This is a genomic window from Mycobacterium sp. URHB0021 (assembly GCF_054057895.1).
The window spans coordinates 7,889,174-7,914,853 of sequence record NZ_JBSRZT010000002.1 but is presented as its reverse complement, the minus strand read 5'-3'; the positions used below and the strand labels follow the sequence as shown (position 1 = coordinate 7,914,853).

The window sequence follows — 25,680 nt, the reverse complement described above, 5'->3', positions numbered from 1 at the left end:
TCCCGGTGTCCATGGGCATGGCGGCCGGCGGACATACGACCCCCAATGGCACGTATTACGTGCTCGAGAAGTTCCCCACCATCGTCATGGACTCCTCGACGTACGGCGTGCCTGTCAACTCGGCCAACGGCTACAAGCTGAATGTGCAACTCGCCGTCCGAATCGACAACAGCGGCAATTTCGTGCACAGCGCGCCATGGTCGGTCAGCGACCAGGGCAAGCGGAACGTCAGCCACGGCTGCATCAACATCAGCCCGGACAATGCCAAGTGGTTCTACGACAACTTCGGCAGCGGAGATCCCGTCGTGATCAAGAATTCGAAGGGCATCTACAACCAGCCTGACGGTGCGTCGGACTGGCAGATGTTTTGACGGTCTAGGCGCGAACACCCGAAACCCCCCGCCGAGGCGGGGGTTTCGTGTCTCAAGGTGCCGGAGCTAGTTCCAGATCCGCACCCGCTGCTGTGGTTGCAGGTACAGCCCGTCGGACTCGCTGACATCGAACGCCTCGTAGAACGCGTCCATGTTGCGGATCACGCCGTTGCACCGGAACTCCGGCGGTGAGTGCGGATCGGTGGCAAGCCTCCGAAGTGCTTCGGCATCACGCGATTTGGTGCGCCACACCTGAGCCCAGCCGAAGAACACCCGCTGCTCACCGGTCAGCCCGTCGAGCTCCGGCGCCGGCCGTCCGCCCAGTGACAGCTGATAGGCCAACAGGGCGATCGACAGGCCGCCGAGATCACCGATGTTCTCGCCGACCGTGAACGCGCCGTTGACGTGATGGCCGTTCTCGAGGGCGCGCGGCACGTAGGTGTCGTACTGTTCGATCAATGCCTTTGTCCGGGTGCCGAATTCGGCCCGGTCCTGGTCGGTCCACCAATCGACCAGATTCCCGTCACCGTCGTACTTGGCGCCCTGATCGTCGAACCCGTGCCCGATCTCGTGGCCGATCACCGCGCCGATACCGCCGTAGTTCGCGGCGTCGTCGGCCTCGGCGTCGAAGAACGGCGGCTGCAGAATCGCTGCCGGAAAGACGATCTCGTTCATCCCGGGGTTGTAGTAGGCGTTGACGGTCTGCGGTGTCATGAACCATTCGTCCCGGTCCACTGGGCCGCCGAGCTTGGCCAGCTCGCGGTCGGAGCTAACCGCTTGGCCGCGCACGTAGTTGCCGTACAGGTCGTCGCGTTCGACCACCAGCGCCGAATAGTCCCGCCACGTCTTCGGGTACCCGATCTTCGGCGTGAACTTGTCGAGCTTGGCCAGCGCCCGGTCCCGGGTCTCCGGCGTCATCCAGTCCAGCTTGTTGATGCTGACGCGGTAGGCCTCACGCAGGTTGGCCACCAACTCGTCCATCCGCGCCTTGGCCTGCGGCGGGAAGTGCCGCTCGACGTACAGCTTGCCGACCGCGTCGCCCATCAGGCCTTCGACCAGCGAGACGGCGCGCTTCCACCGGTCGCGGATCGCCTCGGTGCCCGACAGCAGGCGGCCGTAGAAGGCGAAATCCTCGGCCACCAGATCGTCGGTGAGCATGGCCGCGCGGGCATGGATCAGCCGCCAGCGGGCCCAATCCTTCCAGGCGGCCAGGTCCTCGCCCGACCACAGAGCTGCGAATGCGGTGAGGTAGTCGGGCTGGCGCACAACGACTTCAGCGGCAGCCTCCGGCGTCGTGCCCAACGCCGTCACCCAGCCCGCCCACGCGAAGCCCGGGGCCTCGGTGGGCAACTCGGCGAACGTGCGCAGGTTGTAGGTCAGGTCGGCGTCGCGACGCTTGACCACATCCCAATGCGCGCCGGCCAGCTTGGTCTCCAGCGCGACGATGCGCGCGGCGGTGCCGGCGTGATCGTCAGCCGTTCCGCCGTACACCAGCGCGAACATCGCCGCGATGTGCTTGGGGTAGGCCGCCAGGATCTCCGCGTGCTGTTCCTCGCGGTAGTAGGACTCGTCGGGCAGGCCGATCCCCGACTGGCTCAGGTGCACCAGGTAGCGGGTGGAGTTCTTGGAGTCGGTGTCGACATAGATGCCGGTTCCGCCGCCCATGCCGGTGCGCTGTAGTGCGCCGATGACCGCGGCCAGCGCGTCCGGCCTGTCCGCGGAGTCGATGGTGGCCAGCTCGTCCAGCAGCGGTGCCACGCCGCGCGCGGCCACCGTCTGCTCATCCATGAAGCTGGCGTACAGGTCGCCGATCCGCTGCTGGTCGGTGCCCTTGGCCGCGTCGGATGCCGCCGCCTCGGTGATCAGGTCACGAACCTGCTCCTCGGCCCGGTCGTACAGCGACCGGAACGCGCCGTCGGTGGCGCGGTCGGCAGGCATCTCGTAGTCGGTCAACCAGCGGCCGTTCACGTGGCCGAACAGGTCGTCCTGGGGGCGGGCGTCGGAGTCGACGTAGGAGAGGTCGATGCCTGATCTGCTTCCCGCTGCGTCGCGAATCGCTTCTACCGTCACCCCCACATCCTTCCAGAAGTGTCCAGGTAGCCTCTCGGCCATGCCCGACGACGAGCCGACGCCCGACCACGAGGTCGACGGGGGCCGCGTCTTCACCGGCTTCGGCATCGGCTCTGCGGCCCTGGGCGCCGTCGCCGTCGTGGCCATCGCGCTGGCCGCGCTGATCGTCGCCCAGCATCGCAGTGAGGCCGACGAATTGCGCTACCGCACCAGGGTCATGCAGGCCGCTGCGGACTGGACCAGCGTGTTGATCAACATGAACAAGGACACCGTCGAGGCCGATATGACCAAGCTGCACGACGGCACGGTCGGCCAGTTGAACGCCGAGTTCGATTCGTCCGTCCAGCCGTACCGCCAGCTGGTTCAGACGCTGCAGGCGCGCACCACCGGCCAGATCGATTCGGTGGCGGTCGAGTCCATTCACCACGACCAGCCACGCCCGAACGGCGCCCCGCCACCGAAGCCGCAACCCGAGCTGTCGGCCTTCGCGAAACGGACCGACACGGTGATGGTGGTGGCGACCTCGGTCAGCGAGAACGCCGGCGGCGACGAACCGAAGACGGTGCGCTGGACGCTGCGGCTGGACGTCTCGGATGTGGACGGCAAGCTGATGGTCTCGCGGCTCGAGCCGATCCGATGAGAAACCTTTGGCGCATATTGGCTTTCGACCTCCTGGCACCCGTCGCCACGGTGGCCGCGCTGGTGTACATCGGCATCGCGCTGGCATGGCCGCTGTGGTGGGTGTCGGTCTGCTCGGTGCTGTGTCTGCTGATCCTGCAGGGCGTGGTCGTCGACTTCGCGCTGGCACGCCGCGATTCGGTGACGGTCGGCACCGACGACGACGGTCCCGGCCTGCGCCTGGCGGTCGCCGCGGTGGCGACGGCGGCCCTGGCGGCCGCGGTGGTCATCGGCTACACCCAGTGGACGGTGCCCGACCGCACCCTGAGCGACGACAGCGCCGAGGTGGTGGGCATCGCGAGCAGCATCTCGGAGGCCTCCGCGACGTTCACGCCGCAGAATCCGACCGCGTCGGTCGACCGCGCTGCGGCCATGATGTCACCGACCAGCGCTGACGCACTCAAGAGCCAATTCACGTCGGTCGCAAAGGAACTGACCGCGAAGAACGTGTCCGCCCAGGCCAGCACGGTCTCTGCGGGCGTCGAGGCGATCGGTCCCGTCGCCGCCAGCGTCGCGGTGATCATGCGCGCCACGCAGAATGTGCCGGGCAAGCCGCCCGACACCGCGGTGCTGGCGCTACGCATCCAGCTGTCCAAGGAGGGCGGACGCTGGCTGGTGGACGACGTGTCACCGATCCAATCGCGCTAGGCGAACAGCCGGGCGTGGTCCACCTTCAGGCAGCGGTCCATCACCACCTCCAGCCCGGCGGCCCGGCCGCGGGTGGCCACCTGCTCGTCGGCCAGGCCGAGCTGGAGCCAGAGGACCTTGGCGCCGACCGCGATGGTGTCGGCGAGCACCGACGGCAGCTGGTCGCGGCGCCGGAACACGTCGACGAGATCGGGGACCACCGGCAGATCCGCCAGACTCGGGTACACCGGTGTGCCGTCGACCTCGTCGATCGTCGGGTTCACCAGATACAGCGCGTAGCCGCTGGCCGCCGCCAGATAGCTCCACACTTGGTGGCTGGCGCGCGCCGGACTCGCCGACGCACCGACGATCGCGACGGTGCGTGTCTCGCGCAGGATCCGTTCCAGGTCTGGATTTGTCTCGGCACTCATGGAGCAAGAATGGCATCGGTGAGCGCTTCGGGGTGGCTCAGCGCGACCAGGTGCCCGCCGGGGATCACCTCCACCTCCACGCCCAGCCGCTCCCGCACCACCCGGCGCTGGAATTCCAGTGGGAACGCGCGGTCGTCGCTACCGACCACCACCCGGGTGGCCACGTCGGGCCAGCCCGCCATCGGCCACGGCTGTTCGAAGGGGGTGTCAGACTGCTGCGGTTCCGGTAGGCTGAGCGCCTCGTCGCGCACCTCTTGCGGCACATCGTGAAAGAAGTCCTCGACCATGTCGAAGTCGGTGCGGTTCAAGCCGATTCGCTCGAAGTAGGCGATCCTGGCCGACCTTTGGCCGGTGGCATCCCACCATTGGCCCGGCGTCTCGTCCGCGGTGGGCACCATCGGGTTGACCAACACGATCTGCGCGGCATCCACCCGCGTCGCGACCATCGGCGCGGTGAACGCGCCCATCGATTGGCCGACCACGATCACGGGTCCGGTCACGCCCGCCACCGCATCACAGACCGTATCGGCGTAGGTGGTCAGATCGGCGGAATCGTCGGCAGCGGGTAGATCGACCGCGACGGCCCCGACGCCCCGCGCGAGCAGCAGAGGCGTGACCCGGTGCCAGTACCAGGCGCTGCCGCCGGCCCCGGGGATCAACACATAAGTCGTCGGCAAGGAAATCGGCTTCGCTTCGCAGGCGTCAGTGGCCAGGCCGTTGCGCCCGCATCTTGGCGAAGCGATCGGATAGTCGGCGCATGCGAATCATCAGCGAGGCCGACGGACTCGCCGCGCCGTCGAGATAGGCCGCGAAGTCCTCGGCGGGAACCCCGATGCGCGATGCGAACTCCTGTTCGCCCAGCCCCGATCGGTCCATCAAGACCTGGATGTGGCGGGCCACTTCCGCGCACTCGTTGGCTTCCAGATGCTCGCGGGTTCGGGTCAGCACCTCCGAGAGCGCCTTGGACACGCCGTAGGGTCGCGCCGTTTCCAACACCTCCTCGACCTGGCGGGCCGTCCGGCCGTACGGGTCGCGCTTGATCGCGACCACGATGCGCTGCCAGACCGTCAGATCGTCGGTCTCCAGGGCCGCGCGGATCGCCGAGGTCGGCCAGAACTCCACCGGCCGATCGTCGGGCGACGGCCGGTGCGCCGCCGACCCGCCGTTGTGTCCGGCGACGGCGTCTCGGCGCGCGTCCCGAATCTCCGGGGCCAACGTCACCTCGCCTCCTCCAGCATTGCGACCGCGACCGAGAGACAACGCTCTCGAACCTTGGCCCAATCCGCCTCCGCCTCCGGGCCCGACATCCTGGTGTCGTGCTCGTCAGACGGTTGCGGATCGGCCAGACGACGGACCAATTGCGTGGCCACCCACTGTTTCCTCGAGTGCTGTCCACAGTAGTACCGGTCCATACCGGCCAGCACTACGGCCGCGGTTTGAGTTTCCATCGACGCGACCAATTCGGCAAACTCCGCGTAATCCCTGGTGCTGTTTCGGCACATGATCAGGTAGCTCTTCAGCCGAAGCGTCTCGGCTCCCGTCGGAATCTGAAGCCGGTCACCGGTGGGCAGCTGGACGTTGGTGGTCTCCATCGGACTGCGCCGCTCGACCGGCACCCGGTCGGCATCCGCCTCGGTTTCCAGGGCGTCCAGCGCCACCGAGAGCCGGCCGCGCCACATGGTCACCGGATGCACCGGACGCACGATGCGGTGCGTCTTGCCGTTGGCGGCGCCGTTGCCGTTGCCGTTGCCGTTGCCGTTGCCGTTGCCGGGGGCGTTTGCGTGGCCGTTGACCCGCGTCGGACGCCGCCGCTGCAGCGCGTCATCGGCGTCGCGGCCGCCCCCGACGAGGGCGAGCGCCTTCGCGGGTGGTCCGCACCCGCTGAAGGCCAGCGGATCGGCAACCGTGATCGCCTGCGGTGCAAGCGTTTTCAGTTTCGCGGCGGATTTGACCACCATGCGGATGTCGGAGCCGGGTGCGGCGTACTCCGAGATGTCGTCGGGGATGATCACCAGGTCGCCGATATCGGCCTTGGGCAGCGGCTTCTCGAAGTCCACCGAGGGCAGGATGCGCTCCAGCCAGCGGGGCAGCCACCAGTTCCATTCGTCGAACATCGCCATCAGCGCGGGCACCAGCACCAGTCGCACCACCGTCGCGTCGACGGCGATCGCCACCGCGCACGCCACACCCAACTGGGCGACCAGCGGCATGCCCGCGAACGCGAACCCGATGAAAACGGCGATCATGATGAGCGCCGCGCTGGTGATCGTACGGGCGCTGGTGCTGACGCCGTACGCCACGGCGTCGCGGGTGTTGTTGGTCTGCAGGAAGCGTTCCCGGATGCGTGTCAGCAGGAAGATCTCGTAATCCATCGACAGCCCGAACGTCATCGCCAGCACCAGTGGCGGAATGGTGCTGTCCAGCGACGAGATGGGTTCGAAACCAAGGTCCTTCAGCCAGCCCCACTGGAAGACGACGACCAGGCTGCCGTAGGCGGCCGCCACCGAGAGCACCGTCATCAAGACGCCCTTGAGCGCCAGGAACACCGACCGGATCGAGATCAGGAGCATCACGAACGCGATCAGCGCGACGAAGCCGAACACCAGCGGCTGCGTCGCGGCGACCCGATCGTCGAAGTCCTTGATCAGCGCCGTCGGACCGCCGACGTCGATACGTGCGTCGTTCACGCCGGGTGCGCGCGGCAGTTGCTCCCGTAACCAGTCGACGGTGTCGCGGGCGCCGGCATCCTCGGGATCGACCTTCAGCACCGCCGACAGCAAGGCGCTGCGATAGTCGTCGCCGAACACCGTCGGTGACACCGTCACCACGTCGGGCGCCTGCGCCATCTTCTGGCGTACCGCGTCCAGGATCGGCTCCTTGGCGGGCGCCTGTGCGGCGCCGCCGCCTTCGGGGAAGGTCACCAAGACCCGCACCGGTCCGAGCGCCCCCGGACCGAGTGCCTCGGCGGCCGCATTCACCCCGCCGCGGATCTCGTGGGTGGGATCGAATTGGCGCAGCATGCTGTTGCCGAGCACCATCGAGAACGCCGGGGCGGCAAGCGCGAGCAGCAGTACCGAGGCGCCCAATGCCGACGCCCACGGCCTGCGCATCACCCACCCGGTCCAGCGGCTCCAGAACCGCGACTGTGTGGTCTCGGCCCGGCGCGACCAGTGCAGATACGACGATCGCTTGGCCGCCGCCTTCCCGAACGTCGCCAACACCGCCGGCGTCAGCGTCGTCGAGGTCAGCACGGCGACGGCGACCGCGAGGATCGCGCCGGTGGCCATCGACTGCAGCACCGGCGTGTTGATCAGATAGATGCCGGTCACCGATGCGATCACGGTCAGACCCGACAGGACCACCGCCAGCCCGGAAGTGGCCATCGCCGCATCGGCGGCCTGCTGCGGATCTCGGCCCGCCCGCAGTTCCTCCCGGAACCGCATGAGAATAAAAAGTGAGTAGTCGATGGCCAGCGCGATACCGAACATCGACACCGTCGATGTGACGAACACCGACATCGTGGTGTACATCGACAGCAGATAGACCAGTCCCATCGTCACCACGACGGTGCAGATGCCCAGCACCAGCGGCATGGCGGCGGCCGCGAGTGAGCCGAAGACCGCGAGCAGGACGATCAGGACGATCGGCAGGTTCCATTGTTCGGCCTGGGCGATGTCGTGCTTGGTGGCCAGCGTCGCCGCGGCGCCCAACGCGCCCTGCCCGATGACGTAGAGCCGAACCTTGCCGTTCGCCGTCTCGCCGGGCTGATCGCCGTTGATGCCGACCTTTTCCCGCAGTTGCTTGGCGATGTCGACCACACCGGTGTTGTTGAAGCCCGGTTGCAGGGTCAACACAAAGGGGCGGTCGGGTTGGGGCGGCGGCTGTTGCGGATTGGGCAGCACCTTGAGGCTGGCCACTTCGGCGGCGATGCGCTCGAGTTGCGACACCGCGGAGTTCATATCCTCGAACGAGGCATCCGCCCGCGGGGCCGCGACGAGCGCCAACGGCGACGCGCCCTGGTCGGGGAAATGCTGCTCGACCTGGCGCTGGACATACAGCGACTGGGAGCCCTCGACCTCGAAGCCACCACCGGTGAGGTGGTTGGACTGGTTCATTGCGAGGTAGATCGCGGGCACCAGAATGAGCAGCCAAGTTGCGAAAACCGCCCAGCGGTATCTGCGCAGGTTGCTGCTCAAGCGCATCATGAACTGCTGGATAGCGAACTCCCCGCTTTCTCCCCGGGCGCCTGGCGTTTCGTAGCGTGAGCATACAGTGGCTCCCGGTGGGGCGATGACGGCCGAGATAACATGCCAGCAACGCTTTAGCCGGCTCTAATCCGTCCCTCGTAATTGCCTCTCAGGGCCTCGCGAACCTGTGAGTACCTGGGTTTCACCTGGGCATTCGTTCGCTGGATTGGCACGTCTGGTGGCGGTGATGGCAATATGGCCGGTGGCCGTTTCGGCCGGCTCTGTGGTCGGGGGACCCAGTACAGCCGATCTCAGTGGTGTGTGCGCGGCAGACGGTCGTTCGCAACCGTAAGGAGTTGTCCGTGAGTTTCACCGTGACGTTCAGGGGACCGACCACCACATCGCTGCGGCGCGGTCTGTGCGCGATGCTCGTCGCCTCTGCGGTGGCTGGGGCGGGTGTCGCCGCGCTCATGGGTCCGTCGGCGACGGCCGCGATGGATCCGTGCGCCGCCAGCGAGGTCGCCAGGACCGTGGGTTCGGTGGCCAACTCGACGGGGAACTACCTCGACACGCACCCGGAGACGAACCAGGCGCTGACCACCATCTCGCAGCAGCAGGCCGGCCCGCAGTCGCTGGGTGCGCTGAAGACCTATTTCGACGCCAACCCACAGGCGGGTAAGGACCTGCAGGCGCTGCAGCAGCCGCTGGTGAACCTGTCCGGCCGGTGCAAGCTGCCGATCACCATTCCCCAGCTGCTCGGGCTGATGCAAGCCGCGCAGCAGCAGGGCGGTGGACTGCCGTCGACTTTGCCAGGAATGCAGCAGACCGCACAGACGCTCGGCACCCCGGGGGCTGCGGTGCCCGCGCCGTCGGCGCCCGCCGCGAGTGTTAGCCAGGGCATGGGCCCGCTTCCCGGCCCCGCCGGGCTGCCCGCCCGGTAGCAATCACCGGCCCGAGCAGCACCGACCTGGCGCCCCTGAGCTGCACATTCAGACTTTCTTACGATTCGTTAAGCGCAAGGCAAGAAAGTCAGTAACGATTCTGCTTAGCTTTTCAGAGTTGGTCCAAGTCGGTAACCACCACTGGTTACGGTCTCTCCACTTCGTATGAAGGAGCTTGTCCATGTTGCTCTCGGCCCGTACCGCGCGGCGTGCGGTAGCTGGTGCAGTCGGCGCCGGCGCCCTTGCCGGTGCGATGTTGTTTGGCGCACTGCCCTCGGCGATGGCCGACGACCCGGCGAACAATCCGCCGAACTGCTCCGCGGCCGACTTGGCCGGCGTGGCCTCTGGTGTCTCCGCTTCGACGTCCGCGTACCTGTTCACGCATCCCGACGTCAACTGGTTCTTCACCAGCCTGGAGGGCCTGCCCCGCGACCAGGTCCGGACCCAGGTGCAGGACTACCTGGCAGACAATCCCATGGTGAAGGCCGAGCTGACCGGAATCCGTCAGCCGCTGCTGGACCTGAAGAACCGCTGCGGTTCGGCGCCCGCTCCCTCCATTCCGTAGGTCGCGTGCCGGTTGCGCAACCGCCCGCGCAGGACACCGCGGGCCGGATGGTGCTGATGGTCGATGACGACCCGGACGTCAGAACCTCAGTTGCCCGCGGATTGCGGCATTCGGGTTTCGACGTTCGGGTCGCGGCAACCGGGAAGGAAGCGCTGCGACTGCTGTCCAACGAGACCCACGATGCGTTGGTTCTCGACGTGCAGATGCCGGAACTGGACGGTGTCGCGGTGGTGACGGCCTTGCGCGCGCTGGGCAATGACATTCCCATCTGCGTGCTGTCGGCCCGGGACACGGTCAATGACCGCATCGCCGGACTCGAGGCCGGTGCCGACGACTACCTGACGAAGCCGTTCGATCTGGGTGAGCTGGTGGCGCGGTTGCACGCGCTGCTGCGTCGGTCGAGCCATTCCGATCAGCAATCCGACACCATGACGGTCGGGCCGTTGACGATCGACACCGCGCGACGGCTGGTGTTCGTCGACGGCGAGCGAGTCGAGCTGACCAAGCGTGAATTCGATCTGCTGACCGTGCTGGCCGAGAATGCCGGCGTGGTGCTTTCGCGGCAGCGACTGCTCGAACTGGTCTGGGGTTACGACTTCGACGTCGACACCAACGTCGCCGACGTGTTCATCTCTTACTTGCGGCGCAAGCTCGAACGCGACGGCCTGCCGCGGGTCATTCACACGGTTCGCGGGATCGGGTACGTGCTGCGGGACGAGACGTAAGTGCGGGTTCCGCGGTTTCTGCGGTCCGCGTCGCTGCGTACCCGGGTGGCCGTCGCCGCGGCGGCCTCGGCGGCTGCCGTCGTCGCGGCGTTCACCATCCTCACGTCCGTGGTATTAGCCAATAACGATGCCGTGCAATTGGATCGGCGACTCGATTCCATCGTGGACGCGAGCATCAATCCCGAACAGCTTCAGGATCCGCATCGCGGCGTGCTGACCACGGGCCGGTCGCGGGCCACCGGACAGGTGGTGTTCCAGAGGGGATTCCAGCTTCCGGCGCTGCAGCCCGGCACCACGAACGTCGAAGTCAACGGTGTCGAGTACCGCGTCCGCACCACCACCGTCGACCACCAGGGCGGCCTGCTGATGTCGATCGGCATCCGGGCGGACAGTATCTTGTTGAACCGAGCCAGGATTCCGCTGTACACCGTGGTCGGGGTGGTGACCGTGTTGATCGCCGGCGGGCTGGGCTGGATGCTGGCGGGGCCCGCGATACGCCCGCTGCGCAGGCTGACCGAACACACCAAACGCCTGGGCAAGGACTCCGGACGGATGCCCGAAGTCCGCGGTGTCCGCGAGGCCGAGGACCTGTCGGAGGCGATGAAGGCAATGCTCGACCGGATCGCCGCAGCACAGCAAGCCACCACGAATTCGCTTCAAGCGGCGCAGGATTTCGCTGCCAATGCCGCCCACGAACTGCGCACACCCCTGACCGCGATGCGTGCAGATCTCGATACCCTGCGAATTCACAACCTGCCTCCCGAGGAGCTTGCCGAGGTGGTGCAGGACCTCTCGCGTGCACAACGACGTGTCGAGGCGATCATCACGGCGCTCGGTCAGCTCGCGTCGGGTCAGTTGGCCCAGGCCGAGGATCGCGAACTGATCGACGTCACCGACATGCTCGACCGGGTGGCGCGGGAGAACATGCGCGTCGGCGTGGACGTGGAGATCGTGGTGGAGGCCGACGACGACTTCGGCGCCGTCTGGGGCTGGCCCAGCGGATTGCGGCTGGCAGTGGACAACCTGGTGCGCAATGCCGTCACGCACGGGCGGGCCACCCTGATTGTGTTGGCGGCGAAACGCACTGCGCAGCTGGTGACGATCATCGTCGATGACAACGGACGCGGGCTGCCCGTCGACGAGCGTGAAACGGTGCTCGGGCGATTCTCGCGGGGCAGCACGGCGGAGCCGGGAGGATCCGGGTTGGGCCTGGCGCTGGTCGCCCAGCAGGCGGCATTGCACGGCGGAACCATCGAGTTGTCCGACGGCCCGCTGGGCGGACTGCGGGCCACGTTGACGGTGTCTGTGACGGCCGGGGCGGCCGAGTCGGCAGGGGACGGTGCGAATCCGGACTGATCGGGCGTCAGCGCCGCGCCGTGAGCGCCGCCACTGCGCCGCGCCACCCGAGTAGCAGCAGGGCGGTCACCAGGGATGCCACCACGATGAAGCTCACCGCGACACCCTGAGACGAGGCCTTGCGCAACAACATTCCGATCACCACCGTGCACAACCACACCGCGACACCGGTCGGTGCCACCGCGACGGGACGCCGCCAGCCGCGCGACAGCAGCCAGCCGACCCCGGCGCCGGCCAGGAACGGCCAGGCGGTCTCGGCGAGACCCGACAGGGTGATGCCCTCGGCGTGGCTGCGCCGTCCGATCATGCAGAACACCACGACGCAGACGACGTCGGCGGCAAGCGCGGTCAGCGCAGCCCGGGTCGGCTCAACGTTAGCGGTCGGCATAGGTCATCACATCGAGTACCAGTGGGCTGACGTCGGATTCGTCGCGGGCACCGAAGCCCGGCTGCAGCAGTGCGGGCTGACCCGCGAGCAACGGATCGAGTGCAGCCAACGACGCCACGCGGGAGTCGAGTTCGAACGAGGAGAAGACGAAGGGCAGCCCGTCGGAGCGCAGCGGGTCAGGTGTGCTCATGACATGGAAATGCAGGTGGGGCGCATCCGAGTTGCCGGTGTTACCGAGCGATGCGAAAACCTGTCCCGCCGTGAGCTTATCGCCCGGTTTGGCCTTGATCGTCCCCGTTTTGAGGTGGGCATAGAGCGCGTAGTTGCCGTCGCCGAGATCCTGCACGATGTGGTTGCCGGCGTATTGGTCGAGTGGCAGCCTGGTCGGGCTCTGTCCAGGGACCTGCTCGGGTAGGCCGTCGAGCACCGAGACCACGGGTCCGTCGGCCACCGCGTGGATGTCGGCGCCGAAGTACGGGTAGCTTTCCGGCTTGGCCCGGTCGCCGGTGAACAGCCGCCCGTCGGGTCCCAGCTGGACGTAGTCGATGGCGAATCGCTCCGCGGCCCACAGCTGCCCGTTGAGCGGGTTGAGTGCCATTCGGTGCGCGGTCATATCGCAACAGCTGTTCCCGTCAAGCCAATTCGGCCCCTCGAGTGGCGGCGAGATCACCACCGGCCTGCGGGTCTGCACGGTTACCGGCGCGACATGCTCGGTCATCCTGGCGGGGAACAGCGGTTCCATCGGTTGCGCCACCGAGATGCCGACCGCATGTGTCAGCTGCGCCGGAATGGACACATCCTTGTCGAGTGCGACATCGAGCCACACCACCGCGGATTGGGATGGCCCGATTTTCGTTGTGGGATCGGGGGTTCCGACGATGCGCGTCCAGTAACCCACCTGGTCACCGGTGAGGTGCAGCAACGACACGTCGCGATCCAGCACCGTCACGGAGGTCACGGTCACGTCCTGCGTGAGCATGTTCGTCAGCTGGAGTTCGTAGGCGAGGTGCATCTTCCCGTCGGTCGCGGACACCGGGACGGGAGCGGCGACGACGCTGGCGACCAGCGGAGTCGCCACCGTCGGCTCCGGACTCCGGAGCGGTCCGGCCGCCGGAGAAGAAGTGGACGTCGATGTGGTGGACGACGGTTGGCTCGAGTTGGTGGCCGAGGGCTGCTCCGACGTCGGTGAACAGGCGACCAACAGCACGACGGCACCGAAAGCCGCAGCTGTCGGCCGTATTCGGAACAGCATGTGGCTCCTCTCGCGCTAATGATCCGGCTTGTCCGGTTCGGGTTCGTGCGGCGCGTCGGGGTCTGGGCTGAACTGCGGCGACTGCGCTTCGACGTCGTCGTCGATGGTGGCGTCCGGGTCGATGTCCTTCTCGGTGCGGAATACGAAGAAGAACACCACCCACCCGATGGCGGCGATGAAGATCCAGCTGACGAGTCGGTAGATCAGCATCGCGGAGATCGCCGATGCCAGCGACATACCGCTGGACACCAGACCGGGCACCAGCACCGCCTCGACCACCAACAGGCCGCCGGGCATGAGCGGGATCGATCCGACCGCACGTGCCGCTGCGTAGGCGACCGTCACACCGGCGAGTGAAGGGTGGCCACCGGTGGCGTAGCAGGCGGCGAGCAGACAGCCGACGTCGGCGATCCAGTTGAGAAGCGACCAGCCGAACGCCTCGCCGAGGTCGCGGCGCCCCAACTGGACCGACTCCAGCTGCGTCAGCATTTCGCGCCACTTGGCCAGCCCGGTGTCGGCGGGTTTGCCGCGCAGCGAGTTGAACCACGACAGGACGCGCACCCCGATGCCGTCGATCAGGTCGGGCCGCGACGCCACGGCCTGAGCGAGCAGCACCAGCGCGATGAACCCGCCGAGGGAGAAGATCAGCGACAGCGGGTTCTTGCTCGCGCCGAGCATGAATGCGCCGGTCAGGCCGAGCACGGCCAGGCCGATCACCTGCAGGGCGCCCGACATCACCAGCTGCCATGACGCCACGACTGGCGATGCGCCCCAGATGCGCTGCTGCCGGTAGATGAACGTGGCCGACAGGACCGGGCCGCCGGGCAGCGTCGTCGACAGCGAGTTCCCGGCATAGAACGCGGCCTCGGACCGCCACTGCTTGACCCGTACGCCCGCCGAGCGCAGCAGCGTGCGCTGGATCTGCGCGAAGCTGTGCATGGACGCCGTCGCGGCCACCACCGCCGCCAGCACCCACCACCAATTGGCCGAGTACAGGCTCTTCCACGCCTTGGCCAATTGGTCCCAGACGAGCGCAAGCTCCAAAGTCAGCACCGTGAGTGCGACGGCGATGATCGCCCAGCGCAGCCACCAGTACTTGCCCCGGGAGGGCCGCTCCTGGCCGCGAGTACTCCTCGCAGGCGCGTCTTGGGACACGCCCTACAGGGTAAGGCGTGCAGATGAGGAATCCCGAGATCCACAGAGCAGACGCGACCGGCCGTTACGCTACCGGAATGCCAGCGGCCAGCTCTGTAGACGACCAGGCCGTAACCCCCCTCGTCCGCAACGCTGCGGCCTGGGCATGGCGACTGCTGATCATCGGGGCGGCCATCGTCGCGTTGCTGTGGGTGGTCAAGAAGATCGAGCTTCTCGTGGTGCCGGTCGCACTGGCCACGATGCTGGCCGCGTTGCTGATGCCCGTGGTCGACTTCCTCGACCGCCGCGGCGCACCGCGCGGTGGTGCGGTGGCCCTGGTTCTGCTCGGTGGTATCGCCGTGGTCGGCGGGATCCTCACGTTTGTGGTCAGCCAGTTCATCGAGGGCGCTCCGGCGCTGGTCGAGCAGGTGAGCACCAGCATGAAGGGCGTCGGCGACTGGCTGACACAAGGCCCCCTGCACATCAATCAGCAGCAGATCGACTCGGCCCGCAAGTCGGCGGTCGAGGCTTTGCAGAACAATCAGGAGAAGCTGACCACCGGGGCGCTGTCGACGGCGGGCACGGTCACCGAGATCGTCACCGGCGCGCTGCTGGTGTTGTTCACGCTGATCTTCGTGCTGCACGGCGGACGCAACATCTTCGCGTTCGTCACCCAGATCTTTCCCGAGACGAACCGGGAGCGGGTGCGCGACGCCGGACGGGCCGGGTTCCACTCGCTGATCGGCTACGTCCGCGCGACGGCTCTGGTTGCGCTCGTCGATGCCGTCGGTATCGGCACCGGCCTGGCGATCATGGGCATACCGCTGGCGTTGCCGCTGGCATCGCTGGTGTTCCTCGGTGCGTTCGTCCCGCTCGTCGGTGCGGTCGTCGCCGGCTTTCTGGCGGTGATCGTCGCGCTGATCGCCAAGGGTTTGATCTTTGCGCTGATCACACTCGGCCTCATCATCGCCGTGCAACAGCTCGAGGGCCACGTCCTGCAGCCGCTGGTGATGGGCCGCGCGGTGTCGATCCATCCGCTGGCCGTCGTCCTCGCGATCGCCGGCGGTGGCGTGCTCGCCGGGATCGTCGGGGCGCTGCTGGCCGTGCCGACGGTGGCCGTCATCAACAGCGCCATTCGGGTGTTGGTGGCCAAGGACCCCGCGGCCGAGCAGGCCGCACAGGAGTCGCAGGACGGCCCCATCGTCAGCGCCGAAGCGGACGAGATAGAAGACGCCGCGCCAGCCGACGACTAACGGCGCGTCTCGCGGGCTTCTCCGCAGCGGCGCCACACGGCGCGGGGTGCATCGACCCGGCCCGTCCGGCATCGATCATCGACACCAATCGTCGGCCGACCGGTGGCGTCAGGGCGTGGTTGGGCTCCCTCGAGGACGACGAAATCTGTGTCATCGGCCATCGATGCACTGGCCCGCGCGACCCATCTCAAGATGGCCGACGTCAACCTACTCGCCGATCGATATCGCGGGCGACGCGGACTCAGAGAGCGGTGCACAATGAATTCGCCGTTCTCATCGCCGAACTCGAGCTGAGGTGGGAGAAGCTGAAGGCGAACATCATCGCGACAGTCCCGACCAGTTCAACAATGACGTCCGGCGATACGAAGAAGTGACGGACCCCGGCTGGATCGATATCCGCGTCACAGCGCGGGACGCCGAAGGTGACATCGTCCGCCGAGTCGGAGCCGCCCGTGAACGACGAACACCGCGCCGAATGTAACCCCAGGGCGGGATATTGGGCGTTTTCGCGCCGTGGCGTTACAGTCGCCGGCGCGAACCGCTAGAGCCGGCCCTCGCGGCGCAGCAGATCCGCCGCGCTGACGCCGCTACCGCCTCGGCGTTTGGGTTCGTCGTCCTCGCGGGTGTTGAGCTTCTCGGTCGCCGCATCGGCGTCCGGCTCACGCTGCGTCGGGATGGCCGTGGTCGCGTCGGCATTCGGCTGCGGCCGCGGACGCGGCGTCGGGATCGCTGTCGTCGGCTCACTGCCGGGCTGCGCCGCCGGATTCTGTTGCCGCGCACGTTGTTCGGGCATCGCACGGGTGGGCTCGGTCGACGGCCGCGGGGGCTGTACGGCCGGACCGTTCGCCGGCGCGGAGCCGCGCAGTTCGCCCAGCCACGACTCGATCTCGCGTTCCTCCCGCGCCGGCGGGGCAGCCGGCTGAGCGGGCGCGGGGGAGCTGCGATGCACGGCGCTGGTCGCATTGTTCACCACATTGCGAACTGCGTTCTTGGCCACGGACATTCGCGTGGTCTGCGGTTCATCGGCGGGAACCACCGGAACGGCGCGAGCGTTGGTCGGCATCCGCGTGGTTCCCGCACCGGATGGTGCGTTCATCCGGGCCGGACTCGCGATCCGGGTGGTCGCACCCGGCCGCGAGGGCGCTTCGGCGGCCGGATGGGTCGGGTCGTGCGGTGGCCGCGGACGCGGTGCCGGGCCGCCGGCCCCGACGAGTGCCTCGGGGTCGTCTCGGGGATCGCGCACCGCCGGCCGCTTCCGCTCGTCGGGCAACTCGGTTTCGCCGAGGCCGAGGCGTTCCTGGAGTCGCTTCATCCAGCGCGGCGCCCACCAGCAATCGTCGCCGAGCAGCTTCATCACCGCGGGTACCAGGAACATCCGGACCACGGTGGCATCCAGCAGCAGCGCGATCAGCAGACCGAACGCCAGGTACTTCATCATCACCAGGTCGGAGAACACGAACGCACCCGCGACGACGGCTAGTACCAGAGCCGCACCGGTGATCAGCCGGCCCGTCGTCGCCGTCCCGATCCGGATGGCCTCGGCGGTGGACATGCCGCGCTCCCGCGCCTCCACCATGCGGGACACAAGGAACACCTCGTAGTCGGTCGACAGACCCCAGATCACCGCGATGATCAACCCGATCATGGGTGCCATCAGCGGCTGTGGCGTGTAGTTCATCAGCCCGGAACCGTGCCCGTCGACGAACATCCATGTGAGCACGCCCATGGTCGAGCCCAGGGTCAGCGCGCTCATCACTGCGGCCTTGATCGGCAACACGACCGAACCGAACGCCAGGAACATCAGGACCGTCGTCGTGGTGATCAACAGGACCACCATCAACGGCAGCTTGGCGAACAAGCTGTGGATACTGTCCTGTTCCAGCGCGGGGGTGCCGCCCACCGACACCGTGACGCCCCGCGGCGGGGACAGCGCCCGCAACTCGTCGATCTTCTTCGACGCGTCGTTGCGGTTGACCAGGCCGTTCTGGATCACCCGGATCGTCGGATCCTTCGACGCGCCGTCGAGGTACGGCCGTTCCTGCCACATCTTGGACGGATCGTTGTCGGGATCGATGAAGCCGGAAACGCCCATCGCCTTGTTGCGCACGTCTGCGATCTGTTGCGCGGTGATCGGCTGCCCGTTGTCACTTTCCATCACGATGGTCAGCGGTTCGGTGCGGAAGCCAGGGAAGATCTTGTCGAACTCCTCCTGCGCCAAGCGCACAGAGTTGTCCGGTGGAAGGTATTTCTCGCTGATCCCGCCGAGAGCCAACTGCCCCAGCGGAATGATCAGCAGGATCATCACGATGACGATGGGAGCGGCGAAGGCTGCGGGCCGTTTCATCACCCGGTTGACGAGCTTGCCCCAGAAGCCCTTCTCGACTTCTGCGCGGGTCTTCGTCTTCTGCGTCTTGTCGGCCAGCCACGTCAGATACACCCGCATCGGCTTCCAGTTACGGAAGAACGGCACCCGCAAGAGTGTGCGTACGCCAAGGGCGTCCACGTTGGGCCCGAGAATGGCCAGCGCCGCGGCCAGCACCGTGATCGACAGGATCGCCGCGAGCATCACCGACGCGATGATCGCGTAGGTGATGGACTTCAGGAACCCCTGCGGGAACAGCAGCAGCGGCACCGACGACGCCACCAGGATCACCGCGGAGAACATGATGGTGCGGCCCGAGGTCATCACCGTCCGGCGGACCGCCGCCTCGGTGTCGTAGCCTTCGGCGATCTCCTCCCGGAACCGGCTGACCATGAACAGCCCGTAGTCCACCGCGATGCCCAGGCCCATCAGCGTCACCACCGGCTGGGCGAAGAAGTGCACGGGCATGAATTCGGCGAGGAGTCGCATGATGCCCAGCGCGCCTGCAATGGTCAGCCCGCCGATGATCCCCGGCAGAGCGGCCGCGACCACACCGCCGAACACGAAGAACAACACCACGCACACCAGCGGGATGGCCGCTACTTCGGCGCGCTTCTGGTCGTCGCCGATGGTGCCGGTCAACTCGGCCGCCAGCGGCTGAAGGCCGGCCAGCCTGACATCGACGCCGTCGTCCTTGACCTTCAGCAGATCGTCTTTGACCTTCTTGTAGTTCGTCAGGATCGCGTCATCGTTGTCGCCCTTGAGCTGGATCGACATGAACGCGTGCTTCTTGTCCCCGTCGGACATGTTCTTCAGCACGTCGGGGCTCTTGAAGTAGCCGATCGAACGCAGGATCTCGTCGGGGTGGTCCTTCTCGACCTGGGCGAGGTTGTCGAGGATCTTCTTCTTGAACTGCGGATCGTCCACGGTCTTGCCGCTGGGGGCCGCATAGATCCCGATGATGTGGCCCGACGTGTCGCGGCCGTATGCCTTGTCGGCGGTGACCGAGGCGTGCACCGACTGGCTGCCGTCGTCGTAGAAGCCACTCTGAGTGACGTGCTGGCCGAGGGTGATGCCGAACACGCCGCCGCCAAGGCACAGTGCGACCATTACCCCGATCACTATGTATCGGTACCGGTACACCGTTCGACCCCACCAGGCGAACACGTGAGCTCCTTACTAAATCCTTGACATCCTCGACTACCTGGACTACCTGGACTACCTGGGCATGTGGAGTTATTGGATGCGCGCGGTCAGTAGCGATGACAGCGGCCGGAATGGCTGCAGCCAAGCCCCCTGCTCGGGCAGCGAATCTAGGCCGATTCGCGGTAACGGCTCCCGGAAGACACCAGGAATGTCTTCCAGGTCGACGAACTCCAAGGTATCCGACGCTAACGCCCAACTGGCATGTTCGCGAAATCCCAGCACCTGTACCGGCACGCCGTCGCGGGCGATCTCCTCCAGGGGAAGCTTGAACGCTTGCCCGTCGGCGGAGGCCACCAGCACGCTGGCCAAACCCTCGCTCCGTCGCAGCGCGATGTGATCGAGCATGTCGCTGTCGACGTCGCTGTCTTCGTCGATCTTCGGTTTGGCGAAGACCGCGAAACCCACGTTACGCAACGCTTCCACCCAGGGGCGAACGACATCGGCGCTACCTGGGGCGATATTGGTGAAGACGGTGGCTTCGGGCTCCAATACGACGTCGGGACGCTCCCCGGACAGTTCGGCGGTGCGGTTCAGCAGCCAGCGGCCCAGTGCGTCGAAGCGCGGCCGGTGAGCGGCGGTGGGCCTGCCGCCGATGATGGAGCCGAGGCCCATGTCGAGGTTGGGCGCATCCCACACCAGCAGCACCTTGGCGGTGGCGTCGGTGGGGAGTGTCGGTGGCGGCGTCACATCTAACTGGTGGATGTCTTCGGTCAGGCTCATGGTCGTTTCTCCCAGAGCAATTCGGTGACGGCGCTGCCCGCGCGATGGGCTTTTCCCTCATATTTCGTGACCGGCCGCTCGACCGACATCGGCAGACCTGCGGTGGCGTCGGCAACGCGGCGCAGCCGATCCTCGGCATCGCCGACCTCGGCGATGTGCTCGGCATAACCCGCGTGGTCGGTTGCGGCATGCAACACCCCGCCCGGTCGCAGCCGGTCGGCGATCAGGGCGACAGTGGCCGGCTGCAGGAACCTGCGCTTGTGGTGGCGCGACTTCGGCCAGGGGTCGGGGAAGAACACCCGGACGCCGGTCAGCGAGTCCGTCCCGAACATGTGCTCGAGCACGTCGACTCCGTCGCCCCGGACGAGCCGGATGTTGGTGACATTTTCACGGTCGATGGCGCTGAGGAGCTGGGCCAGGCCTCGGCGGTAGACCTCTACCGCGACCACGTCGAGGTGCGGCTCCGCCTGCGCCATCGCAAGCGTGGACGTGCCGGTTCCACAGCCGATCTCCAGCACCACCGGCGCCGACCGGCCGAACCATCTCTCGGTGTCCAGCTGGGGCGCGGGTCCATCGGCGTCGCGGGCGTACATGCCCAGCTCGGGCCAACGCCTGTCCCATGTCGCATGCTGGGCGCCGGACAGTGCCGACCGTCGAGTGCGGAAGCTGGTGACCCGGGGGTGCAGATGCGACGCGGGAGCTTCGGGCCCCGGAGCCGGACGGCTGGCGACGACGGGCCTGGGCGCGTGCATCCGTCCATGGTCGCTCATGGAGGGTCCAGTACCCGCATCGTGGTACAGATTGATACCCAACAGTTGCCTTCGGCTGGTACAGGGTCGAACAGCCTGGTCGACCGAAACAAGCGTTCGCGCCGGGTCTGTGGGGATGCCACCATTTTCAGTGGGGACGGGCCGATTCGGCCGGAGTTAGCGGAAGGCCTCCACATTTTCGTCGATGCATTGAAGCGATTCGCTGAGCAGAGCGGTAACCCGCGGCTGACGCCGATCGTCGCCGGTATCGCGCAGCCGGTGCGAATTGCTGTACGGGGTCGCGACGGCGTCGGCCGCGCGACGGTGGCCGCTGCTCTGGCGGCTGCGGGCGTGCCGGTGACGACCGACGTTTCGGCCGCCGATGTCGAGGTGGTGGTGATCGCCGAGGCCCTCAAGCCCGAGGACGTGACGTCCGCCCCCGCCGATCGGCCGGTGGTGATGGTGCTCAACAAGGCCGATCTAGTGGGGCTCGGCGCCGACGGCCCGCTCGCGCGGGCCAACCAGCGTGCCGCGGCCTGCCGTGCGCTGACCGGGCGGCCGACGGTGGCGATGATCGCTCCGCTCGCCGTGGCGGTTGTTGACGAAGACCTGATGGCCGCGCTCAAGGTGCTGGTCGCCGAACCTGCCGACCTCACGTCGACCGACGCCTTCGTGCAGACGGAACACCGGCTGCCTTCCGCGCGCCGCCGGCGGCTGCTCGAGACGCTGGACCGGTTCGGCATCGCCCACGCCGTGCTCGCGATCGGGGACGGGGCCGACGCCACCGCAATGCGGGCGCTCCTGCAGCGGCTCAGCCAGGTCGACCGCGTCGTCGCACAGGTCCATGCCGCCGGCGCCCCGGTGCGTTATCGCCGGCTTCGCGTTGCCATCGCCGAACTACATCGGCTGGCAGTGCAATCCGCGGATGAGTCTCTTATGGAGTTCTTGTCGACCGACCGAACCGTGCTCGACGTGATGTCGGCGGCGGTCGACGTGGTCGAGGCGGCCGGGCTGACGGTGGACCGTGATGACGATGCTGCCGCGCACCTGCGCCGTGCCGTGCGGTGGCAGCACTACAGTCGTGGGCCGGTCGACACGCTGCATCGCAGCTGCGGCGCCGACATCTGCAGGGGATCACTGCGACTACTCGGGCAGGCGTGGTGAGCGATCCGGTCGCGGCCGTCGACGCGACGGTCGCGGCCATCGTCTCCGATATCGTCCCGCCGGCTACCCAGAGCCGTGACGCCGTGCTGGTCACCGGACCGTGGCTGGCCGGCAGCTCCAGCCTGGTCGCCGCACTGCGCAATGAGATGCCCGAACGTGTGTTCGTGGAGGCCGGCGAGTTGGCCCCTGACGAGGCGCCCACGGCGGCGGTGTTCGTGGTCTCGGCGATCGCCCCCATAACCGAATCTGATTGTGCGCTAGTTGATTTCGCTGCGAGGTGTACCGATCACGTGGTCGGTGTGGTCTCCAAGATCGATACCCACCGGAACTGGCGAGAGGTACTGGCGGACGACCGTGCCCTGCTCGCCGCCCACGCGCCGCGCTACGAACACGTGCCGTGGGTGGGCGCCGCGGCCGCGCCCGACCTGGGCGATCCGATACTCGACGACCTCGTCGGCCTGCTGCGTCGGTGGCTCTCCGACACCGATTCGGCTCGCCGGAACCGGCTGCGGGCCTGGGAATTTCGATTACAGACAATGATCGACCGGTATGAGGGTGAGGCCGCCGGGGCGGACCGCCTGGCCCGGGTGACGGCGCTGCGTACGAATCGAGAGGGTGTCCTGCGTGAACGCCGGCTGGACAAGTTGCAGCGCACCATCGCGTTGCGCAGCCAGATCCAGCAGGCGCGGGTGCAATTGACCTATTTCGCCCGCAACCGGTGCACTTCGGTCCGCGCGGAACTGGCCGAGGACGCCTCGAACATGACGCGCAGACGGCTCGGCGAATTCGAGCCGTACGTGCGGGCCCGGATCGGCGACGTGGTCGACGAGGTCGACGAGGGCATGACCACACAGCTCGGCGACGTGGCGACGGAACTGCAGCTGACCGCGCTGCCGCCGCTTCCGCCGCCACCGCCGCCCGACGTGTCGTCACCGCCGGTGGAATCGCGACGGCTGGAAATTCAGCTGATGATGCTTCTCGGCGCCGGCTTCGGCCTTGGTGTCGCGCTCGCGGTGACACGTTTGTTCGCCGGACTGGCGCCCGGGCTGACCATTGCCGGGCTGGTGGCCGGCGGTGCGGTGGGTCTGCTCCTGACGGTGTGGGTGGTGGGTATCCGGGGACTGCTGCACGATCGCGCGGTGCTCGACCGCTGGGTCAGCGATGCCACCGCGTCTCTGCGGTCCACGGTCGAGGAGTGGGTCGCCACCCGGTTGCTCGCCACCGAGACCGCCTTCACCTCAGAGCTGGCCGAGCGAGAGGAACGCGAGAGTGCCGCCGCGACCGATCGCGTCGCCGAGATCGACGCCGAACTGCGGGAGCACGCCGCGGCGACGGCCCGGGCGGTCGCGCTGCGCGACCGCGGGCTGCCGCCGCTGCAACAGGCGCTGGACGTCGTCCGGGCCGAGTTGTCCGGACCCCCGTCAGCCGGCGGGACGGGATCGACCAATTGACAGGTGGAGCAGCGGCGACTCCTGAATCGATAAACCACGGAAAAGTCTGTTCTGAATCGTTCCTGTGAGTCATCGGACATAGTCCCGATTCCCCGTGGGTATGTCACCCACGTTAACCTCTGTACAGGGACGACCGTGGCGCAGCTTCATGTCGGCTGTCGTGATGGGGGCCTGCGTCCTGGCAGAAAACCTACGCAGGAGACACAGATGACCGCAGCGACGATTCCGGGTCTGGACACCGCACCGACCAAGCATAAGGGGCTGCTTGCCTGGGTCCAGGAGGTCGCCGAGCTGACGCAACCGGACCGGGTGGTGTTCGCCGACGGCTCCGAGGAAGAGGCTGCGCGGCTCACCGAGGAACTGGTCGCCGCAGGCACGTTCAAGACGCTGAACGACGAGAAGAAGTCGAACTCGTACCTCGCGCTGTCCGACCCGTCGGATGTGGCCCGGGTGGAGTCGCGGACCTTCATCTGTACCGAGCGGGAAATCGACGCGGGGCCCACCAACAACTGGATGGACCCGGCCGACATGCGCGGTCTCATGACCGACCTGTACCGGGGGAGCATGCGTGGCCGCACCATGTTCGTGGTGCCGTTCTGCATGGGACCGTTGGACGCCGAGGACCCCAAGCTCGGAGTGGAGATCACCGACTCCGAGTACGTCGTCATCTCGATGCGCACCATGACGCGGATGGGACAGGCCGCACTGGACAAGATGGGCACCGACGGCTTCTTCGTCAAGGCGCTGCACTCGCTGGGCGCGCCGCTGGAGCAAGGCCAGGACGACGTGCCATGGCCGTGCAACGACACCAAGTACATCAGCCACTTTCCCGAGACCCGCGAGATCTGGAGCTACGGCTCGGGTTACGGCGGCAACGCGCTGCTGGGCAAGAAGTGCTATTCCCTGCGGATCGCGTCGGCGATGGCCCACGACGAGGGCTGGCTCGCCGAGCACATGCTGATCGTCAAGCTGATCTCCCCGGAGAACAAGGCGTACTTCATCGCCGCGGCGTTCCCGTCGGCGTGCGGCAAGACCAATCTGGCGATGCTGCAACCCACGATCCCCGGCTGGCGTGCCGAGACGGTCGGTGACGACATCGCGTGGATGCGGTTCGGCAAGGACGGTCGCCTGTACGCGACGAACCCGGAGTTCGGCTTCTTCGGAGTCGCGCCCGGCACCAACTGGAGTTCGAACCCCAACGCCATGAAGACGATCGAAGAGGGCAACACCGTCTTCACCAACGTCGCGCTGACCGATGACGACGACGTGTGGTGGGAGGGCCTGGAGGGCGACCCGCAGCACCTGATCGACTGGAAGGGCCGCGACTGGACGCCCGAGTCCGACGAGAAGGCCGCCCACCCCAACTCGCGCTACTGCACCCCGATTTCGCAGTGCCCGACGCTGGCGCCCGAGTGGGACGACCCGCAGGGCGTGCCGATCTCGGCGATCTTGTTCGGCGGCCGCCGCAAGACGACGGTGCCGCTGATCACCGAGGCGCGTGACTGGCAGCACGGCGTGTTCATCGGCGCCACCCTCGGTTCGGAGCAGACGGCAGCCGCGGAGGGCAAGGTCGGCACGGTCCGTCGCGACCCGATGGCGATGCTGCCGTTCCTCGGCTACAACGTGGGCGACTACTTCCAGCACTGGATCAACATCGGTAAGAACGCCGACGAGTCCAAGATGCCGAAGGTGTTCTTCGTCAACTGGTTCCGCCGCGGCGGCGACGGTCGTTTCCTGTGGCCGGGCTTCGGCGAGAACAGCCGCGTACTCAAGTGGGCGATCGAGCGCATCGAGCACAAGGCCGACGGCAAGACCACGCCGATCGGTATCGTGCCGACCGCAGCCGACCTGGATCTCGAGGGCCTGGACGTAGATTCTGCGGACGTGGACGAGGCGCTCGCGGTCAACGCCGACGAGTGGCGCAAGGAACTGCCGCTGATCGAGGAGTGGTTCGAGTTCGTGGGTGAGAAGCTGCCGACGGGCATCAAGGACGAGTTCGACGCCCTGAAGCACCGCCTGGCCGAGGCGGACTAGCCTCAGCCGACTATCC

At 67.1% G+C, this 25,680-nt stretch carries 22 protein-coding genes; 11 read left to right on the top strand and 11 right to left on the bottom strand.

Annotated features, from left to right (window positions below; genetic code table 11):
- A partial coding sequence (locus ACVWWN_RS40805; RefSeq protein WP_457148967.1) for a L,D-transpeptidase occupies positions 1-371 on the top strand: 371 nt, incomplete at its 5' end.
- Between the two features lie 66 nt (positions 372-437).
- Here the strand turns inward: ACVWWN_RS40805 and ACVWWN_RS40800 are convergent.
- On the bottom strand, positions 438-2,441 hold the full coding sequence (locus tag ACVWWN_RS40800; RefSeq protein ID WP_457148966.1) for a M13 family metallopeptidase: 2,004 nt from the start codon (positions 2,439-2,441) through the stop codon (positions 438-440).
- Positions 2,442-2,481: 40 nt separating this feature from the next.
- Between ACVWWN_RS40800 and ACVWWN_RS40795 the strand changes: the two genes are divergently transcribed.
- Positions 2,482-3,081, top strand: a complete 600-nt coding sequence (locus ACVWWN_RS40795; protein ID WP_457148965.1) for a hypothetical protein — start codon at positions 2,482-2,484, stop codon at positions 3,079-3,081.
- Entirely contained in the window at positions 3,078-3,767 is a 690-nt protein-coding gene (locus ACVWWN_RS40790; RefSeq protein ID WP_457148964.1) for a hypothetical protein, read from the top strand. Before ACVWWN_RS40795 ends, ACVWWN_RS40790 begins: the two co-directional genes overlap by 4 nt.
- Here the strand turns inward: ACVWWN_RS40790 and ACVWWN_RS40785 are convergent.
- From ACVWWN_RS40785 to ACVWWN_RS40770, 4 genes are read right to left on the bottom strand one after another with little or no spacing between them, the layout of a single operon-like run.
- Positions 3,764-4,177 (bottom strand): CoA-binding protein, encoded by a 414-nt coding sequence (locus ACVWWN_RS40785; RefSeq protein WP_457148963.1) that lies wholly within the window; start codon positions 4,175-4,177, stop codon positions 3,764-3,766. The two genes, ACVWWN_RS40790 and ACVWWN_RS40785, sit on opposite strands and share 4 nt — an antisense overlap.
- The gene (locus ACVWWN_RS40780) at positions 4,174-4,854 is read right to left on the bottom strand and encodes an alpha/beta fold hydrolase (protein ID WP_457148962.1); all 681 of its coding nucleotides are present in this window, start codon (positions 4,852-4,854) and stop codon (positions 4,174-4,176) included. The genes ACVWWN_RS40785 and ACVWWN_RS40780 overlap by 4 nt, the downstream gene beginning before the upstream one ends.
- Before the next feature lie 25 nt (positions 4,855-4,879).
- Positions 4,880-5,398, bottom strand: a complete 519-nt coding sequence (locus ACVWWN_RS40775; protein WP_457148961.1) for an XRE family transcriptional regulator — start codon at positions 5,396-5,398, stop codon at positions 4,880-4,882.
- On the bottom strand, positions 5,395-8,382 hold the full coding sequence (locus ACVWWN_RS40770; RefSeq protein ID WP_457148960.1) for an MMPL family transporter: 2,988 nt from the start codon (positions 8,380-8,382) through the stop codon (positions 5,395-5,397). The genes ACVWWN_RS40775 and ACVWWN_RS40770 overlap by 4 nt, the downstream gene beginning before the upstream one ends.
- Positions 8,383-8,789: 407 nt before the next feature.
- On the opposite strand from ACVWWN_RS40770, the gene ACVWWN_RS40765 reads away from it, so the two are divergent.
- From ACVWWN_RS40765 to ACVWWN_RS40750, 4 genes are all read left to right on the top strand, one after another.
- A complete protein-coding gene (locus tag ACVWWN_RS40765) occupies positions 8,790-9,305 on the top strand; it encodes a hemophore (protein WP_457149466.1) in 516 nt (171 codons plus the stop codon).
- A gap of 181 nt (positions 9,306-9,486) precedes the next feature.
- A complete protein-coding gene (locus ACVWWN_RS40760) occupies positions 9,487-9,870 on the top strand; it encodes a heme-binding protein (RefSeq protein ID WP_457148959.1) in 384 nt (127 codons plus the stop codon).
- Between the two features lie 47 nt (positions 9,871-9,917).
- Positions 9,918-10,595, top strand: a complete 678-nt coding sequence (locus ACVWWN_RS40755; RefSeq protein ID WP_457149465.1) for a response regulator transcription factor — start codon at positions 9,918-9,920, stop codon at positions 10,593-10,595.
- Positions 10,596-11,951 (top strand): HAMP domain-containing sensor histidine kinase, encoded by a 1,356-nt coding sequence (locus ACVWWN_RS40750; RefSeq protein WP_457148958.1) that lies wholly within the window; start codon positions 10,596-10,598, stop codon positions 11,949-11,951.
- Between the two features lie 7 nt (positions 11,952-11,958).
- Here the strand turns inward: ACVWWN_RS40750 and ACVWWN_RS40745 are convergent, their stop codons facing one another.
- The 3 genes from ACVWWN_RS40745 to ACVWWN_RS40735 form a co-directional block, all read right to left on the bottom strand.
- Entirely contained in the window at positions 11,959-12,339 is a 381-nt protein-coding gene (locus ACVWWN_RS40745; protein WP_457148957.1) for a DUF3054 domain-containing protein, read from the bottom strand.
- The gene (locus tag ACVWWN_RS40740) at positions 12,326-13,417 is read right to left on the bottom strand and encodes a M23 family metallopeptidase (RefSeq protein ID WP_457148956.1); all 1,092 of its coding nucleotides are present in this window, start codon (positions 13,415-13,417) and stop codon (positions 12,326-12,328) included. Before ACVWWN_RS40740 ends, ACVWWN_RS40745 begins: the two co-directional genes overlap by 14 nt.
- Before the next feature lie 189 nt (positions 13,418-13,606).
- Positions 13,607-14,746 (bottom strand): lysylphosphatidylglycerol synthase transmembrane domain-containing protein, encoded by a 1,140-nt coding sequence (locus tag ACVWWN_RS40735; RefSeq protein ID WP_457148955.1) that lies wholly within the window; start codon positions 14,744-14,746, stop codon positions 13,607-13,609.
- A 77-nt stretch (positions 14,747-14,823) separates the two neighbouring features.
- Here ACVWWN_RS40735 and ACVWWN_RS40730 point away from each other — a divergent pair, with 77 nt between their 5' ends.
- Positions 14,824-15,978, top strand: coding sequence for an AI-2E family transporter (locus ACVWWN_RS40730; protein ID WP_457148954.1), 1,155 nt, complete (start codon positions 14,824-14,826; stop codon positions 15,976-15,978).
- A gap of 541 nt (positions 15,979-16,519) precedes the next feature.
- Here the strand turns inward: ACVWWN_RS40730 and ACVWWN_RS40725 are convergent.
- The 3 genes from ACVWWN_RS40725 to trmB form a co-directional block, all read right to left on the bottom strand.
- Positions 16,520-19,507 (bottom strand): MMPL family transporter, encoded by a 2,988-nt coding sequence (locus ACVWWN_RS40725; protein WP_457148953.1) that lies wholly within the window; start codon positions 19,505-19,507, stop codon positions 16,520-16,522.
- A 69-nt stretch (positions 19,508-19,576) separates the two neighbouring features.
- Positions 19,577-20,266 (bottom strand): NYN domain-containing protein, encoded by a 690-nt coding sequence (locus ACVWWN_RS40720; protein ID WP_457148952.1) that lies wholly within the window; start codon positions 20,264-20,266, stop codon positions 19,577-19,579.
- The gene (gene trmB, locus ACVWWN_RS40715; RefSeq protein ID WP_457148951.1) at positions 20,263-21,036 is read right to left on the bottom strand and encodes a tRNA (guanosine(46)-N7)-methyltransferase TrmB; all 774 of its coding nucleotides are present in this window, start codon (positions 21,034-21,036) and stop codon (positions 20,263-20,265) included. Before trmB ends, ACVWWN_RS40720 begins: the two co-directional genes overlap by 4 nt.
- A gap of 189 nt (positions 21,037-21,225) precedes the next feature.
- On the opposite strand from trmB, the gene ACVWWN_RS40710 reads away from it, so the two are divergent.
- The 3 genes from ACVWWN_RS40710 (at position 21,226) to ACVWWN_RS40700 (ending at position 25,664) form a co-directional block, all read left to right on the top strand.
- Positions 21,226-22,179 carry a hypothetical protein gene (locus ACVWWN_RS40710; RefSeq protein ID WP_457148950.1) on the top strand — a complete coding sequence of 318 codons (954 nt, stop codon included), beginning with the start codon at positions 21,226-21,228 and terminating at the stop codon, positions 22,177-22,179.
- Positions 22,176-23,630, top strand: a complete 1,455-nt coding sequence (locus ACVWWN_RS40705) for a hypothetical protein (RefSeq protein WP_457148949.1) — start codon at positions 22,176-22,178, stop codon at positions 23,628-23,630. The genes ACVWWN_RS40710 and ACVWWN_RS40705 overlap by 4 nt, the downstream gene beginning before the upstream one ends.
- A 207-nt stretch (positions 23,631-23,837) precedes the next feature.
- Positions 23,838-25,664, top strand: coding sequence for a phosphoenolpyruvate carboxykinase (GTP) (locus ACVWWN_RS40700; RefSeq protein WP_457148948.1), 1,827 nt, complete (start codon positions 23,838-23,840; stop codon positions 25,662-25,664).
- The last annotated feature ends 16 nt before the right edge of the window (positions 25,665-25,680 follow it).